This is a genomic window from Geomonas propionica (genome assembly GCF_016458235.1).
In the GTDB taxonomy this organism is placed as follows: domain Bacteria; phylum Desulfobacterota; class Desulfuromonadia; order Geobacterales; family Geobacteraceae; genus Geomonas; species Geomonas propionica.
Map to the genome: position 1 here is coordinate 103,318 of NZ_JAEMHK010000002.1, position 14,272 is coordinate 117,589.

The window sequence follows — 14,272 nt, forward strand, 5'->3', positions numbered from 1 at the left end:
GCGCATGCGGCCCCGCACCATCTCCGAATACCTGGGACAGGGGCACCTTCTGGGCGAAGGGAAACTCCTGAGAAGCCTGATCGAAACCGACCGGGTCACCTCCCTCATCTTCTGGGGCCCTCCGGGCTCCGGCAAGACCACCCTGGCCCGCATCATCGCGGGCGCCACCAAGAGCCATTTCATCTTCTTCTCGGCGATCATGAGCGGCATCAAGGAGATCCGCGAGGTGGTCAAGGAGGCCGAGGACATCCTGAAATTCCAGGGGAAGCGGACCATCCTCTTCGTGGACGAGATCCACCGCTTCAACAAGAGCCAGCAGGATGCCTTTCTCCCCTACGTGGAGCGCGGTACCTTCACCATGATCGGCGCCACTACGGAGAACCCATCCTTCGAGGTGATCGCGCCGCTGTTGTCGCGCTGCAAGGTGCTGGTCCTGAACCCGCTTGCCGACGAGGACATCCGGCAGATCCTGGTGAACGCCCTCACCGACCGGGAGCGGGGATTGGGGGAGTTCGAGCTGTCCGCTTCCGAGGACGCGCTCTCCTTCATGGCCGAGCAGGCCGGCGGCGACGCCCGCATCGCGCTCAACACGCTGGAAACCGCGGCGAGGCTCGCGCGCGAGGGGGAGATCACCCTCGACATCGCCCGCGAGGCGACCCAGAAGAAGCCCCTGCTCTACGACAAGGGGGGCGAGGAGCACTACAACGTCATCTCCGCCTTCATCAAGTCGATGCGGGGCTCCGACCCGGACGCGGCCCTTTACTGGCTCGCGCGCATGATCGAGGCAGGCGAGGACCCGATCTTCATCCTGCGCCGCATGGTCGTCTTCGCCTCAGAGGATGTCGGCAACGCCGATCCGCGCGGGCTGCAGATGGCGGTGTCGGCCCTGGAGGCGTTCCGGCTGGTGGGGATGCCGGAGGGAAGGATCATCCTGGGACAGGCGGTCACCTATCTCGCCACCGCCCCCAAGTCCAACGCGAGCTACATGGGGATCAACCAGGCGCTGGCCGAGGTGAGAAAATCGGGTGGGCTCCCGGTGCCGATGCAGATCAGGAACGCCCCCACCAAGCTCATGAAAGGGCTCGGCTACGGCAAAGGGTACCTCTACCCGCACGACTACCAGGGCGGCGTCGTGGCCCAGGGCTACCTTCCGGACCAGCTCGCGGGGAGGAGCTTTTACGCCCCCAAGGAGAGCGGCTACGAGAAAAGCATCCGGGAGCGCATGGCCTGGATCAAGGGTCAGCGGGAAAAGTCGAACGATCCCGAGCGGTAAGCCTTGTTGAAAATGGAACACCCCATGATATATTCAAGCTTGCCTCACGCGGGGCAGACGAGCCCCCCGGCATGACAACCTCCATTGGAGTAAGAGCATGAAGAAGATCGGGATTCTCACCAGCGGCGGAGACTGCTCCGGCATGAACGCGGCGATCAGGAGCGCGACCCGCACCGCGCTAGGACACGGGGTGCAGGTAGTCGGCTTCAGGAAGGGATACGCGGGCCTGTTGAAGGGGGACCTGCTGGAGATGACCACCAGGGAAGTGGCGGGGATCCTGCACCGCGGAGGCACCTTCCTGCAGTCAGCCAGAAGCGAGGAGTTCCGCACCGTGCTCGGCCGTGAGAAAGCGGTGCGGCACCTGCAGGATCTCGGGGTCGAGGGGCTGGTGGTGATCGGCGGGGACGGCTCGCTGAACGGCGCGCTCGCGCTGCACCGCATGGGGGTGCCGGTGATCGGGATCCCGGCCAGCATCGACAACGACATCCCCTACACCGACATGGCCCTGGGCGTCGACACCGCCCTGAACAACATCATTTACGCGGTCGACTGCATCAAGGACACGGCGAGTTCGCACGATCGCGCCTTCGTCATCGAGGTGATGGGTAGAAATTCAGGCTACTTGGCCAGCATGAGCGCCATCGCCACCGGAGCCGAGTACGCCATCGTCCCCGAGGTCGAGTGCGACGTAACCGACCTGTGCAACCAGCTCAGGAAGCGCTACGAGGAAGGGCGCAGTAACGCCATCATCATCCTCGCGGAGGGCGCGGGACGGGCCCAGAACATCGCGGACAACATCAAGGACGCCATCGGCTTCGAGACCCGGGTGACGGTGCTCGGGCATTACCAGCGCGGCGGCGCTCCCTCGGTCTTCGACCGGCTCTTGGGAAGCCGCTTCGGCCATGCGGCCGTCGAGCAGTTGTTCGCAGGGGAAAAGGGAAAGATGGTAGGGCTTTGCTGCGGCGAGATCTGCTCCACCCCCTTGGAGACCGTGGTGGTCAGCGAGAAGATGCAGCAGGACGAGCTGCACGAACTGTCGATGATCCTGGGAATTTAAAGGAAGAAGCTTCCCCGTCCCTAACCCTCCCCCTCTAGGGGAGGGGACAAACGCCGGCAGATCCGGCGGAGGGGGACCAAGGATGGCAACCAAATGAAAAAGCCGCGCACCGGTACCGGGCGCGGCCTTTCACGTTTATGTGTTCCCCTTTACGGGCGGCAGTAGGTGATCGCGCTCAGCACGGCCCCCTGGGGGTCCTGGAGCACGCAGAAGCGACCCACCCTCGGGATATCGGTAGGAGGAACCAGCACCTTGCCGCCCAGCTCCTCGGCCTTGGCAGCGGTCTGGTCCACGTCGGTCACGGTGATGTACACCCCCCACCCCAGGGGCTTGCGGTGTCCCGGCCCGGCCGGCGCCATCCCGGCCACCTCCTTGCCGGCGACCTTGATCAGGGTGTAGTCCCCTTCCCCGTCCCAGCGCTCGGTGCTCCAGCCGAACAGCCTGCCGTAGAAGGATTGTGCTGCGGCAACGTCATCCGTGGTCAGCTCGAACCAGCTGAAAGCACCCTGCTCCCTGAATCGATCCGTCATCTGGCACCTCCTCGCGCCCGGGGTGAGCAAACGAGGAGAAGTATACTACGGAACGGCGTCTAGCGCAGGCCGATGCGGGAGAAGGCGATACCGAGCCACTTGTTCAATAAGTGGTCGCGGCTCAGGAAACGTAACGGAGGCGGCTTCCTCTTGCCCAAGATGGCCAGCAGGGCCACGATCTCTTCGCTTCCCCCGACCCCCATCCCCTTCCTGAGGGCTTCCAGGGCCTGCGGCTTGTCGCGGGCGACCTGGTGCACCCGGGCCAGGTTCAGGTAGTGCACCGGGTTCTGCGGCTCGAGCTCCAGGGAGGCCAGGCAGAGCTCGCGCCCCTTCTTCACCTGGCCGCGCTCCTTGGCGATGCACAGACCGAGGTAGGAGTGCAGCAACGGGTTGTCTTCCAGCTTCAGAGCCCGCTCCAGCAGGGCCAGGGCCGCCTGGTACTCGCCCGCGGAAAAGGAGGCAAGGGCACGGCTTAACAGCTTCTCGGCATCTTCCTGCGGCACAGGCTCCATAGAGCGACCCTCCGGTGTCTAAAGCAGTAACAGCAGATCCTGGTGTCTTTCTATCCTGACGGCGGCCTCGAGCTCACCGCGGTACGCCACGAAAGGAACACCCGCCCCCTCGGCCGCACGGCGGTCGACGTCCGAGTCGCCCACAAAAAGTGCCTCATGCGGCGCCAGACCGTAGTGCTCCAGCACCTTCAAGAGGGGCTCAGGATGCGGCTTGGGGTTCTTGACCCGCCCCGCGGTCATGACGCAACTGAAGTAGCCGTCCAGCCCGAAGGAGTCGAGCAGGATGTCCATCGAGCTCGCGCGGTTGGTGCAGATCGCCAGCTCCACCCTCCCCTTCAACGCGTCCAGGGTCTCGCGCAGCCCCTGTTCCATGATCATGAGCGGGAAGAGCTTGCGGTAATCGATGCTGGCGGAAAAGGCACGCACCTCATCCATGCGGTCGTCGCCGGCGAAGAGGTATTCGAGCACGTCCTTATTGCAATAGGTGTGCAGGATGCGCATGGTATCAGCGTCGCCGCGGTCGATGGCGGACCTGCCGAAGCGATCCAGTATCAGATGATAAAAAGCGTAGTTGGCCTCGAAGGAGTCGAACAACACGCCGTCGCAGTCGTAGATGACCGCTTTGTACTTTTCGCTCAAAACTCTATCTCCACGGCAGCCTCAGCTCTCATCGGCACCGCCGTCACGCCCCATCCCTGCCAGGTACTCCTGCCACTCGATAGGGAGCATGTGCTTTTTCTTGTTGTTGCATTCCTTGCAGCAGGGGACCACGTTCCCCTTGGCGGATTTGCCGCCGCGGATCACGGGTACGATGTGGTCCATGGAGAGCTCCGCCGGCGGAAATTTTCCCAGGCACCAGTGGCAGACCCCTTTGGCCACCCGGTTCTTCCACCACTGACTGCGCCGCAGTTCGCGCGCCTTCTCACGCTCGCGTCGGACCTCCACCTCGGAGACCTCGATGATAAAGTAATCCACTACAACCTCGTATCGGGAGCGAAAGCTCCCCTTACCTGCCCGCGCCGGCCCGGTAGCTGTCGATGGCCGCCCGCGCCAGTTCGTCGCAGCGCTCGTTTTCCACGTGGCCGTTGTGGCCGCGCACCCAGACCCAGGTGATCCGGTGCATCTTGGCGAGGGCCAGCAGTTTCTCCCACAGGTCGCGGTTCAGCACCGGTTCCTTCTTGGAGTTCACCCACCCCTTTTTCACCCAGCCGGAAAGCCACTCGGTCATCCCCTTGGCGAGATACTGGGAGTCGGTGGTAACCACCACCTCGCAGGGGCGGGTCAGCGCCTCCAGGGCCTGGATGGCGGCGCTCATTTCCATCCGGTTGTTGGTGGTGTCCCCCTCGGCGCCGGAAAGCTCCTTCACCTTGTCGCCGTAGCGCAGGATGCTTCCCCAGCCGCCGATGCCGGGGTTGCCGCTGCAGGCGCCGTCGCAAAAGATCTCAACCCGCATGCGGCCGCCCCCCCTGCTGTAGGAGCCCGGCGATGGCATCCATCACCCGGTCCACGATCATCTGGTGGGTCTCCTTGCAGTCCTCGAGCTGGTACAGGTCGCTGAAGTCCAGCGCAGCCCCGAACACCACCCCCCCTGGCAGCCCCACGCCCGGGAACTTCCAGCGGTTGATACCGGAAAGCGCGGTCGGGATCACGTGCGGCCTGGTGTCGTAGATGATCTTCCCCACGCCCCGGTTCCCCTTGCCGAGCACGCCGTCCTTGTGCCTGGTCCCCTCGGGAAAGAGCATCACCTTCTGGTCGGCCAAAAGCGCGTTGATCTGCTTGCCGGCGCGCACGTCGCGGCCGCGCCGGACCGGGAAAGCGCCCCAGGAGCGGTAGACGAGCCCCATGAACCCGGAGAAGAGCTCCTCCTTCGCGGGTGCCCAAAGCATCTGCATCGGGTGGTTGCGGATGACGGCCCAGGGGAGGAATACGGTGTCGTAGGCGGAAATGTGGTTGGAGGCAATAAGGACGCCCCCGCTAGTGGGGATGTGCTGGGCTCCCTCGATGCGGAACCGGTTCAACAGTGAGGCGTAGCTGCCGATTACCCAGATGGAGAAAGTAACCCAGAAGCGACGTAGCAGTGAAACCTTCAAGAAGAAAACCTCTTCATCACGTGGAATTTATTGAAAGAAAGTTGATGTATAGCATGAATGCCGATGCCGGGGCAACCGTTTCCGCTTCAGCCGGGGAGCGTGAAGTAGAAGGTGGCTCCGCGGCCGGGCTCACTTTCCCCCCAGACGCGCCCGTTGTGACGGCGCACGATGCGCCGCACGGTGGCAAGCCCCAGACCTGTGCCGGGGAATTCCCGGAAGGTGTGCAGCCGCTTGAAGGGCTGGAAAAGCTGCCCGGCGCGGGTGCCGTCGAAACCGGCCCCGTTGTCTCGGATAAAGACCGCGCTCTCCCCCTGCTCCGTGGTGAGCACCCCCAGTTCTACCACCGGGGCCGCGACCTTGTTGCTGTATTTCCAGGCATTGGAGAGGAGGTTTTCCAGCACCACGCGCAGCAGCTGGGGGTCGCCGTACACCGGGAGCCGCTCCGGCGTGATGAAAGAGACCGGGGCGCCCGATTGGTCTTGGCGCAGTTGCGCCGCAATCTCCTGGGCGGCGGGGACCAGATCGAAGGTGGTGCAGGAAATCTCGACCTCGGTGACGCGGCAGAGCACCATTAGCGAGTCGAGCAGAGACTCCATCTGGATGCAGCCGTCATGGACCAGGTCCACGAAGAAGCGCCCGTTGTCGTCGAGTTGTTCGCGGTATCCCCTCAGTTCCTGGGCGGAGCTGTACACGCGGGTGAGCGGTGCGCGCATGTCGTGGGAAATGGCATGGCAGAACGCCTCCAGTTCCTGGTTGACCTGCTGCAGTTCCGAGGCCTTATGGGTCAGCGCGGCGTTGAGAGCGGCGGTTTCCTGTTCGGCAAGTTTGCGCGCCGTGATGTCGCGGACGATCTCGATGCCGTAAAGCGGCGTGCCGTCGCTGCGCTTGAGCGATGAGCCGATCAGCTCGACCCATCCCCCGGTGGCGGAGAACTCCGGCCCCAACTCGGCGCGGTGCACCTTGTCGTCCTGGAAGGAGGCGACGATGTGACAGCCGGGGCAGACCTCGCTCTGCTTGCGGTACGCCTCGTAGCAGTAGCGGCCCGTGTTCTCGCCGGTCATGCGCTGGTGCGCAGGATTTTGATACAGGACCCTGAGTTCGGGATCCTGGATGGAGACCGCTTCCCCGAGTGCCTCGAAGATGCCTTCCATCTTGATCCGCTCCTTTTGGGCCTCCTCAAGCGCGGCCTGCAGAGCCTTTTCCAGCGAAGATTCGTTGCGGTGGGCGCGGCGGCTGTAGAGGAGCATGCCGCAGACCAGGAACAGCGCCAGGGCGAGGTCCTTGTAGCTGTCCGGCGCAAAAAGCACGCTGGTGAAGCTGTTACCGCCGAAGAGCAGGTAGTCAAGAGCACCGTCCACCAGCCAGAACAACAGGACCAGCACGAGTCCTAGGAGGGTCTGAAAAAGAAAGGAGATGAGCCCCGGTTCCGAGAGACTGGCCCATCGTGACAGCCGCTGCATTACATCCATACACCCTCGATGACCGCCCCGCAGCCGGGGCAGGTGCCATTGCACAGAAGATTCTTTTCCACCAGATAACCGTGCCTCTTAATTAGCAGGGAGCCACAGAAAGAGCAATAGCTGTTTTCGCCGCCCTCGCCCGGGACGTTCCCTTCGTACACGTAGCGCAGCCCCGCCTCCCGGCCGATACGGCTGGCAAGACGCAGGGTTTCCAATGGGGTGCGCGGTTGGTCCGTCAGGCGGTGCGTCGGGTAGAACTGGGTCACGTGCCAGGGGGTCTCCACTCCCACCTCCGTGGCGATGAAGCGGGCGAGGTCGCGCAGCTCCGTTTCCGAGTCGTTGCGGTTTGGGATCACCAAGGTGGTGAGCTCGACCCAGATGCCGTGCCGCTTGTAATCACGGATGCAGTCGAGCACCTCCCCGAGCGAAGCACCCACCACCTCGCGATAGAAGGCGTCGGTAAACCCTTTGAGGTCTATATTGGCCGCATCGAGGTAGGGAGCAATGGCGGCCAGTGCATCGGGGGTTATGTAGCCGTTGGTGACGAATATGTTCCTAAGTCCCGCCGCCTTGGCCAGCTGAGCCGTTTCGTAGGCGTACTCGAAGAAGATGGTCGGCTCGGTGTAGGTGTACGCGATGGAGCGGCATCCCGTCGCCAGAGCCCGTTCCACCACCTTTTGGGGCTCCACGAAACTGCCTGAGCGTTCGACGGCCGCTTCATCAGGCTGGGCGATGGTGTAGTTCTGGCAGTGCAGGCATCTGAAATTGCACCCCACCGTAGCCAAGGAGTAGGAGCGGCTCCCCGGCAGCAGGTGAAACAGGGGCTTTTTTTCGATCGGATCGACGTGTTCGGCAACGAGATTGCCGTACACCAGGGTATACAACACGCCGTCGCGGTTCTCGCGAACCCGGCAACGACCACGCTGCCCCGACGCGATCAGGCAACCGAAACGGCACAGTCCGCACCGTACCCGCTGCCCGTCAAGCTTCTCGTAGAACATAGCCTCTTTCATGCCGCACCTCCGATTCAGACGGCGGGTAAATTAGCGAGCGCAAATATAGCATTTAACGGAGAAAAATTCCAGCGGAAATTTAGGGAGATGCATAGTGACACCCCGATATCGTATACACACCGTCAAACCATCGTTCGACGAAATCGGGGGTGAATATTTTTTTCGGCGCCGCTCCCATTTTACGCAAAGGTCAACAACCAGGCCCTGGAATGGCATACCTTTGTTTGATAACCGGAAATAGCCAGTATTACCAAGCACATGCACCTGAGAATCGCGATGAAGTTGACAAGAAAAAATGAAATGTTTTAAAATGAAGAATCAGAAAAGGGAGGAGGAGATAAAGCTAAACTACTGTTTTAGGTCACTTTTTCTAAAAAATAGCACTTGACCAACGCTATGTGTTCTATATATTGTCAAAATCAAAATATCCGCTTGAGGAGAAACAAAACATGAAATGCCCGCATTGTGACAACAAAGTAGGAATCGAGATCGACATGCATTCCGACGGCTACGCCAAGGACCTTCTGGAATGCAACTCCTGCGGTACCGTCTGGCTCGAGAAATCCGCCCAGATCATCACCGTGAGCAAGCAAGCCGCCTAAACGGGAATGGGGGCGCCGAAGGCGCCCCCCCTCGCCGTCCCACTCCTCGCTAGCGGAGAGCGATCTCCGGCACGACTCCCCCCTCCCCCCCAACCAGCGCCGAAAAGAAGTCATCATAGACCGGAGCCATCCGCTCCCAATCGTAGCGCGCCACGTGTCCTCCCAGGTTTTCCCGCGTCGCTTCACTTCCGGTAAGCAGCGTCCTCAACCGGTCCACCAGGGACTCGTCGTCCCGGTACAGCACGGCCTCGACACTCCCGTTCGGCACATGTTCAGGATAGGCGAGCCGGTCCGGCAGCAGCGCCTGGCAACCGCAGTAAAGCGCCTGCACCACGCTGGCGCCGAAGAATTCCTGGCGCGAGGTCACCGGCAGGATGTCCGCCCGCCACAGCCAGTGGGCGTAGGCGCCGAAGCTCTCCTGGTAACCCCACTGCGCCACGCGGGCGCCGAGCCTCTCCCGCGCCTGTTTGAAAACGGCAGGCGCCCGGCCGAACGACTCCCCGAGCACCGCCACCCGAAACTCAACCCCCTCCTCGTCCAGTTGGTACAACGCCTCGAAAAACTCCTCGGGCGCCTTGTCGTATTCCCAGCGGTGGTTCCAAAGCACCAGCGGCGCCTCCTGGTCTGGCCGCGCTTCGGAGCGAAAGGGCTCCAGCTTCTTAAGGTCCAGCCCCAGGGGGAGCACCCGGCATTTGCGCGCGATGGCCGGCACCGTCGCGAGATCGACGGCGTCGGGGAAACGCTTCAGGAAACCCGGGAGTTCTCCCAGGAAGGACTCCATGTGGTAGCGCGAGTTGAAAAGCACGGCGTCCGCGGCCAGGGCGCTCACGTAGTTGATGAAGGCGTAATGGAGGTCGCGCTGCTGCCCGGGATCGGGATCGCCGGGGGACCAGGGGTAGGTGAGCTGGTTTTCGTGGAAATAGATGGCGCTTGGGCAGCCGTCGCTGAGCGGCCTGGTCAGCGCCAGGAAGGTGGTCAGGTCGAGCATGTCGGTGGCGAGGATGAGGTCGGGGCGGTTGCCGGCGGCGAGGAAACGGTTGGCGAGGGTGACCGCGCCGCCGTGCATGCGCCATTTCCAATTGCGGCCGGCCAGTGTGAAGAGTTCTACCTCGTGGCGCGAATGGGCGGCGTACTCGGTGGCCCAGGCGGCGTGGGACCCGGTGCAGTAGGGTTCGACGAGGGCGATCTGCATGGCATGCGCTCCTATTGGGCCGGGAAAGGCCCGGCGGTGGCTAAAACATGAAGCGCCGCATGCTGATGTTGAGCAGGATCCCCACCCCGACCATCGAGGTGACCATCGAGGTCCCCCCGTAGGAGAAGAAGGGGAGCGGTACCCCGACCACCGGCATCAGACCGATGACCATCCCCATGTTGATGGCGATATGCCAAAAGAGCATGGCGGTGACCCCGACGGCGAGGAGCGAGCCGAAACGGTCGTTGCATCTCTTGGCGATGCCCAGTCCCCACAGGATCAGGAACAGGTACAGGGTAAGCATGAGCAGGCAACCGACAAAGCCCCATTCCTCGGAGAAAACCGAGAAGGCGAAGTCGGTGTGCTGTTCGGGCAGAAAGCGCAACTGGGACTGGGTCCCCTGCATGAACCCCTTGCCGAAGGTGGCGCCGGAGCCGACCGCGATCTTGCTCTGGATGATGTGGTAGCCGCTCCCCAGCGGGTCGAGGTCCGGGTTCAGGAAGTTGTAGATGCGCTTTTTCTGGTAGTCGTGGAGCAGGAACCGCCAGGCGATCACCACGGTTGGGACCGCGGCGGCGAAGATGGTCCCCAGGGCGGACCAGCGCACCCCGACGAACAGGAGCATGGTGCCGGCGATGAGGGAAACCAGGATCGCGGTGCCGAGATCGGGCTGCTTCATGATCAGCACGGCGGGGATGCCCAAAAGCAGCAGCGGCTGCACCAGTTCCTTCAAGGTAAGCCCCTTGAAGACCGGGTAGCGGCTGAAGAAGCGGGCGAAGGTCATGATGATGACGATCTTCATCGGCTCCGAGGGCTGCATGTTGAAGAACCCCAGGCTGATCCAGCGCGTGGCCCCCATGGTCGTCTTGCCGGCGACGAGGACCAGTACCAGCAGGATCAGCACGCCGCCGTAGAGCCAGTAGGCGAAGTCCTCGAGCATATGGTAGTCGAGGCTGCAGACGGTGAGGCACAGCCCAAGGCCCGCCACGATCCAGTAGAGCTGCTTTAGGTAGTACGGCGTGCCGATATCCCGGTACGAGGACGACGCACTGTATATGTTGATCACCCCGAAGGCGGTGATGAGCAGCACCACCCCTAACAGGGTCCAGTCGAAGTTGGTGAATAGCCGTCTATCGAACATCTCTGCCTCTTTTATCGCTACCCGGGGCGCTGCCTGCGGCCGGGGCCGGTTTGGTCGTTGCCGGGGCCGGTTTGGTCGTTGCCGGGGCCGGTTTGGTCGTTGCCGGGGCAGGTTTGGTCGTTGCCGGGGCGGGTTTGGTCGTTGCTGGGGCGGCGTCATCGGGTTCGGCCACCCCTTCGCCCCCTTCCTCTTCCGTGGGGGCCGCCTTGGGAACCGGTTTCTTGATGACCCCCTTCCCCTCGAAGTAGGAGCGCAGGATTTTGCCGGCCACCGGTGCCGCCGCGGAGCCGCCGTGCTCGCCGTGCTCGACGATAACGGCAACGGCGATCTCGGGCTTTTCAAAAGGGGCGAAGGAGACGAAGAGCGCGTGATCGCGGAAGCGGTACGGCACCGCCCCCTTGCTGTCGCGCAGCTTGACCACCTGGGACGAACCGGTTTTGCCCGCCACCTTGACCTCCCACAGCCGCGCGCTGCCGCCGGTGCCGTGCGCCTCGTTGACGACCGCCAGCAGCCCTTCCTTGACGAAGCGGTAGGTTGCCGGTTTCAGGCCGGTCTTACCCAGCACCTGCGGCGCGAAATCCTGCAGCACCTTGCCGTCCGAATCGACCACGCGCCTGACCAGGTGAGGCCGGAAGATGGTTCCCTCGTTGGCCACGGTGGCGATCATGGACGCGAGCTGCACCGGGGTGGTGAGCACGTACCCTTGGCCGATACCGACCGGGAGGGTCTCGCCGGAATACCATTTCTTGCCGAAGCGCTTGAGCTTCCACTCCTGGGTCGGGATCACACCGCCCTTCTCGTTCTCCAGGCCGATGCCGAGCGGCGCCCCCAGGCCGAAGAGCTTGGCGTACTTGGCGATCCGGTCCACGCCCAGGCGCTCGGCCAGCTTATAGTAGTAGACGTCGCACGATTCCCGGATCGACTTCTTCAGGTTCACTTCGCCGTGACCCTTGTGGTCCCAGCAGCGGAAGGTGGCGTTGCCGAACTTGTAGGAGCCGGTGCACTGGATGGTGGTGTGCTCGTCGATCAACCCCTCTTCAAGGCCGGCAATGGCGGTGATGATCTTGAAGGTGGAGCCGGGAGGATACATCCCCTTGAGCGCCTTGTTCTCCAGGGGGTGGCGCTCGTCCTCCAGGTACTTTTTCCAGACCTCGGGAGGCATGCGGCCGGTGAAATTGGCGGGGTCGAAGTCGGGGCTGGAGACGAAGGCGAGGATCTCGCCGGTGTTGACGTCCATGGCCACGGCGGCGCCGGCCTGGTCTCCCAGGGCCTTTTCGGCGGCCTTCTGCATCTCCAGGTCGATGGTGAGCATCACGGTGTTGCCGACGCTGGAGCCGGTCTCCGCCACGGTGCGAAGGAAGCGGCCGCGGGCGTCCACCTCGATCTGGCGCCCGCCATCGGTGCCGTGCAGGTATGACTCCCAGGCGCGCTCGATGCCGCTTTTGCCGACGTAGTCGCCGGCGTTGTAGTCGCGGTAGCGCTCCGAGTTCAATTCGTCCTCGGAAGCCTCGCCCAGGTATCCCAGCAGGTGCGAGGCGAGTGAGCCGTTGGTGTAGGCGCGGATCGGCTTCATCTCGATGTTGACCCCGGAGAGCGCGAGGCGGTTTTCTTCCAGGAACTCCATCTGGTCGCGGGTGATCCCGGAAGCGACCACCAGCGGGTAGTACTTGGCCCTCCCCTGCCCCTTGTTCCACTTGGTCTCGATTTCGGTGCGGTCCAGGTTGAGGTAATGGGCCAGGTTGTCGATCAGCTGTTCCTTGTTCTTGACGTCCTGCGGGATGACCGCGACGGAGAACGAGGGGGTATTGGAGACTAGCACCTTGCCGTTGCGATCGAGGATGGCCCCGCGCGGAGCCGCCACCGGGACGAAGCGGAGCCGGTTGTTCTCGGATTGGTCGATCAGGTCCTCGGCGCTGATCACCTGCAGGTACCAGAGCCTCGACAGGAGCAGGAAGAACATGACACAGGCCCCAAGCGACAGGCCGATGATGCGACGGCCGCCCCCGTCGTCCTCGGGAAGGATGTTGTTGAGCGGTTTCATCGCGCCTCCTCTACCGGGAGCCTTACCCCGGAAAGCAGCGAGGCGATCAGCGCGTTGATGAGCGCCTGCGGCAGGAGCGCGGGCAGCAAGGAGGCGTACAGGCCGTTACCGACCGAGAAGACCAGAAGCAGCAAAAGGTTCAAGAGGGCACTCATGATAGTGGCTATGAAGACGACCAGTACGAACAGGGCGCGGTTGTCGGTATAGAGACGGTCGGCGAGTTCGGACAGGAGCGTGTAGATGCAGAGATAGGAAAAGGCGTGCAGTCCCAGGTAGATGCCGCTGAAGCTGTCCTGCAATAGCCCCAGGGCGAACACGGCGACTCCGGCGAAGCGGTGCGGCAGCTTGAGTCCCAGGTACACCACCAGGATGATGAGCAGGTTGGGCTGGAAAGGATCCAGCAGGTACCTGGGGAGGAGCGTCATCTGGAGCAGCAGGGCGCCGATGAGAATGGCCGCTATTTTGAGATAGGCGATCACTGCGTTGACCCGTGTTTGAGGATTCTACTCATCGCGCTGCTTGACCAGTACCAGCGCTTCTTCCAGCTTGCCGATGTTGACCAGCGGGCGCACCTCGATGGTCTGGAACACGCCGTACTCCCCCTTTTTCACCATGGTGACCTCGCCGATGGGGAGCCCCTTGGGGAAGACGCCGCCGATACCGGAACTGATCACGGTGTCGCCGACTTTCACGTCCTCGTCCTTAACGGTGAATTCGAGGGAGCAGCGCCCTCCACCGGCGCCGCGCACTACCCCGCGGGCGCGTGAGCGCTGAACGATGGCGGCGACGGCGCTGGCGTGATCGGTGAGCAGGAGCACCCGGGACGAGTGCGGCGCGACCTTGACCAGGCGGCCGACCACCCCGCCGATGGCCACCACCGGCATACCTTCCTGCAGGCCGTCGGCGCTGCCACGATCCACCACCAGGGTCTTGAACCAGGCCGAGCTGTCCTCGCCGATGACGGAGACCGCCAGGGAGGGTACCGCGACGCTCTCCTTGAGGTCGAGGAGCTGCTTGAGCCGCATGTTGGCGGCGACCGCCTCGTTGTCGGCGATGATGCGGGCGTTCAGGCGCTTGACGCTATTTCTGAGCTCAATGTTCTCGCGCCGCACGTCGATCAGGTCGACGTAGTTGTTCCAGATGTCACTGAAAAAGCCGGTCGCGCTGGCGGCGGAACCTGCCACCGGAGCGGTGATGCCCATTACGGTGCGCTCCACCGGGTTGGCGTGTTCCCTGTTCCGAAGATTGAGGGCGTAGGTCAAAAAGGCCGTCAGTAGAAGCAGGGCGGTCATCAGGAAGCGCCGGTAGCGGATCAGAAGGTTTTTCATCGGCCTCAAAAATGGTTAGGGGGCACTGTGCCC

At 62.9% G+C, this 14,272-nt stretch carries 16 protein-coding genes; 3 read left to right on the forward strand and 13 right to left on the reverse strand.

Going from position 1 to position 14,272, the window contains the following annotated elements:
• Positions 1–4 precede the first annotated feature (4 nt).
• Both JFN90_RS03080 and pfkA read left to right on the forward strand, forming a co-directional pair.
• Positions 5–1,273 carry a replication-associated recombination protein A gene (locus JFN90_RS03080; RefSeq protein ID WP_236018857.1) on the forward strand — a complete coding sequence of 423 codons (1,269 nt, stop codon included), beginning with the start codon at positions 5–7 and terminating at the stop codon, positions 1,271–1,273.
• A 97-nt stretch (positions 1,274–1,370) separates the two neighbouring features.
• A complete protein-coding gene (gene pfkA / locus JFN90_RS03085) occupies positions 1,371–2,330 on the forward strand; it encodes a 6-phosphofructokinase (RefSeq protein WP_199393641.1) in 960 nt (319 codons plus the stop codon).
• A gap of 149 nt (positions 2,331–2,479) precedes the next feature.
• Here pfkA and JFN90_RS03090 read toward each other — a convergent pair whose 3' ends face one another.
• The 8 genes from JFN90_RS03090 to amrS form a co-directional block, all read right to left on the reverse strand.
• Positions 2,480–2,860, reverse strand: a complete 381-nt coding sequence (locus JFN90_RS03090; protein ID WP_199393642.1) for a VOC family protein — start codon at positions 2,858–2,860, stop codon at positions 2,480–2,482.
• A 59-nt stretch (positions 2,861–2,919) separates the two neighbouring features.
• Complete coding sequence (locus JFN90_RS03095; protein ID WP_199393643.1) at positions 2,920–3,372, reverse strand: tetratricopeptide repeat protein; 453 nt, start codon at positions 3,370–3,372, stop codon at positions 2,920–2,922.
• 18 nt (positions 3,373–3,390) lie between these two features.
• A complete protein-coding gene (locus tag JFN90_RS03100) occupies positions 3,391–4,011 on the reverse strand; it encodes an HAD family hydrolase (protein ID WP_199393644.1) in 621 nt (206 codons plus the stop codon).
• A gap of 21 nt (positions 4,012–4,032) precedes the next feature.
• Positions 4,033–4,347 (reverse strand): HNH endonuclease, encoded by a 315-nt coding sequence (locus tag JFN90_RS03105; protein ID WP_199393645.1) that lies wholly within the window; start codon positions 4,345–4,347, stop codon positions 4,033–4,035.
• Between the two features lie 31 nt (positions 4,348–4,378).
• Positions 4,379–4,825 carry a ribonuclease HI gene (gene rnhA, locus JFN90_RS03110; RefSeq protein WP_199393646.1) on the reverse strand — a complete coding sequence of 149 codons (447 nt, stop codon included), beginning with the start codon at positions 4,823–4,825 and terminating at the stop codon, positions 4,379–4,381.
• On the reverse strand, positions 4,815–5,462 hold the full coding sequence (locus tag JFN90_RS03115) for a lysophospholipid acyltransferase family protein (RefSeq protein WP_199393647.1): 648 nt from the start codon (positions 5,460–5,462) through the stop codon (positions 4,815–4,817). The genes rnhA and JFN90_RS03115 overlap by 11 nt, the downstream gene beginning before the upstream one ends.
• A gap of 86 nt (positions 5,463–5,548) precedes the next feature.
• Positions 5,549–6,931: a sensor histidine kinase gene (locus tag JFN90_RS03120; RefSeq protein ID WP_199393648.1), complete on the reverse strand. Its 1,383-nt coding sequence runs from the start codon at positions 6,929–6,931 to the stop codon at positions 5,549–5,551.
• The gene (amrS, locus tag JFN90_RS03125) at positions 6,922–7,935 is read right to left on the reverse strand and encodes an AmmeMemoRadiSam system radical SAM enzyme (protein ID WP_199393649.1); all 1,014 of its coding nucleotides are present in this window, start codon (positions 7,933–7,935) and stop codon (positions 6,922–6,924) included. The genes JFN90_RS03120 and amrS overlap by 10 nt, the downstream gene beginning before the upstream one ends.
• Positions 7,936–8,384: 449 nt before the next feature.
• Between amrS and JFN90_RS03130 the strand changes: the two genes are divergently transcribed.
• Entirely contained in the window at positions 8,385–8,537 is a 153-nt protein-coding gene (locus tag JFN90_RS03130) for a hypothetical protein (RefSeq protein ID WP_199393650.1), read from the forward strand.
• Between the two features lie 49 nt (positions 8,538–8,586).
• On the opposite strand, the gene JFN90_RS03135 is transcribed toward JFN90_RS03130, so the two are convergent.
• From JFN90_RS03135 to mreC, 5 genes are read right to left on the reverse strand one after another with little or no spacing between them, the layout of a single operon-like run.
• Complete coding sequence (locus JFN90_RS03135) at positions 8,587–9,729, reverse strand: tRNA-queuosine alpha-mannosyltransferase domain-containing protein (RefSeq protein WP_199393651.1); 1,143 nt, start codon at positions 9,727–9,729, stop codon at positions 8,587–8,589.
• Between the two features lie 40 nt (positions 9,730–9,769).
• Entirely contained in the window at positions 9,770–10,870 is a 1,101-nt protein-coding gene (rodA, locus tag JFN90_RS03140) for a rod shape-determining protein RodA (RefSeq protein WP_199393652.1), read from the reverse strand.
• Positions 10,860–12,911 (reverse strand): penicillin-binding protein 2, encoded by a 2,052-nt coding sequence (mrdA, locus tag JFN90_RS03145; protein ID WP_199393653.1) that lies wholly within the window; start codon positions 12,909–12,911, stop codon positions 10,860–10,862. Before mrdA ends, rodA begins: the two co-directional genes overlap by 11 nt.
• Positions 12,908–13,390 (reverse strand): rod shape-determining protein MreD, encoded by a 483-nt coding sequence (mreD, locus tag JFN90_RS03150; protein ID WP_199393654.1) that lies wholly within the window; start codon positions 13,388–13,390, stop codon positions 12,908–12,910. The genes mrdA and mreD overlap by 4 nt, the downstream gene beginning before the upstream one ends.
• Before the next feature lie 24 nt (positions 13,391–13,414).
• Positions 13,415–14,239 carry a rod shape-determining protein MreC gene (gene mreC, locus JFN90_RS03155; RefSeq protein ID WP_199393655.1) on the reverse strand — a complete coding sequence of 275 codons (825 nt, stop codon included), beginning with the start codon at positions 14,237–14,239 and terminating at the stop codon, positions 13,415–13,417.
• Between the last annotated feature and the right edge of the window lie 33 nt (positions 14,240–14,272).

Excerpts from the sequence above, each read along its gene's own strand:
- JFN90_RS03080 (WP_236018857.1), top strand. The coding sequence starts at position 5 with ATGCGGCCCCGCACCATCTCCGAATACCTGGGACAGGGGCACCTTCTG.
- pfkA (WP_199393641.1), top strand. The coding sequence starts at position 1,371 with ATGAAGAAGATCGGGATTCTCACCAGCGGCGGAGACTGCTCCGGCATG.
- JFN90_RS03090 (WP_199393642.1), bottom strand. The coding sequence starts at position 2,860 with ATGACGGATCGATTCAGGGAGCAGGGTGCTTTCAGCTGGTTCGAGCTG.
- JFN90_RS03095 (WP_199393643.1), bottom strand. The coding sequence starts at position 3,372 with ATGGAGCCTGTGCCGCAGGAAGATGCCGAGAAGCTGTTAAGCCGTGCC.
- rnhA (WP_199393646.1), bottom strand. The coding sequence starts at position 4,825 with ATGCGGGTTGAGATCTTTTGCGACGGCGCCTGCAGCGGCAACCCCGGC.
- JFN90_RS03120 (WP_199393648.1), bottom strand. The coding sequence starts at position 6,931 with ATGGATGTAATGCAGCGGCTGTCACGATGGGCCAGTCTCTCGGAACCG.
- amrS (WP_199393649.1), bottom strand. The coding sequence starts at position 7,935 with ATGAAAGAGGCTATGTTCTACGAGAAGCTTGACGGGCAGCGGGTACGG.
- JFN90_RS03130 (WP_199393650.1), top strand. The coding sequence starts at position 8,385 with ATGAAATGCCCGCATTGTGACAACAAAGTAGGAATCGAGATCGACATG.
- JFN90_RS03135 (WP_199393651.1), bottom strand. The coding sequence starts at position 9,729 with ATGCAGATCGCCCTCGTCGAACCCTACTGCACCGGGTCCCACGCCGCC.
- rodA (WP_199393652.1), bottom strand. The coding sequence starts at position 10,870 with ATGTTCGATAGACGGCTATTCACCAACTTCGACTGGACCCTGTTAGGG.
- mrdA (WP_199393653.1), bottom strand. The coding sequence starts at position 12,911 with ATGAAACCGCTCAACAACATCCTTCCCGAGGACGACGGGGGCGGCCGT.
- mreC (WP_199393655.1), bottom strand. The coding sequence starts at position 14,239 with ATGAAAAACCTTCTGATCCGCTACCGGCGCTTCCTGATGACCGCCCTG.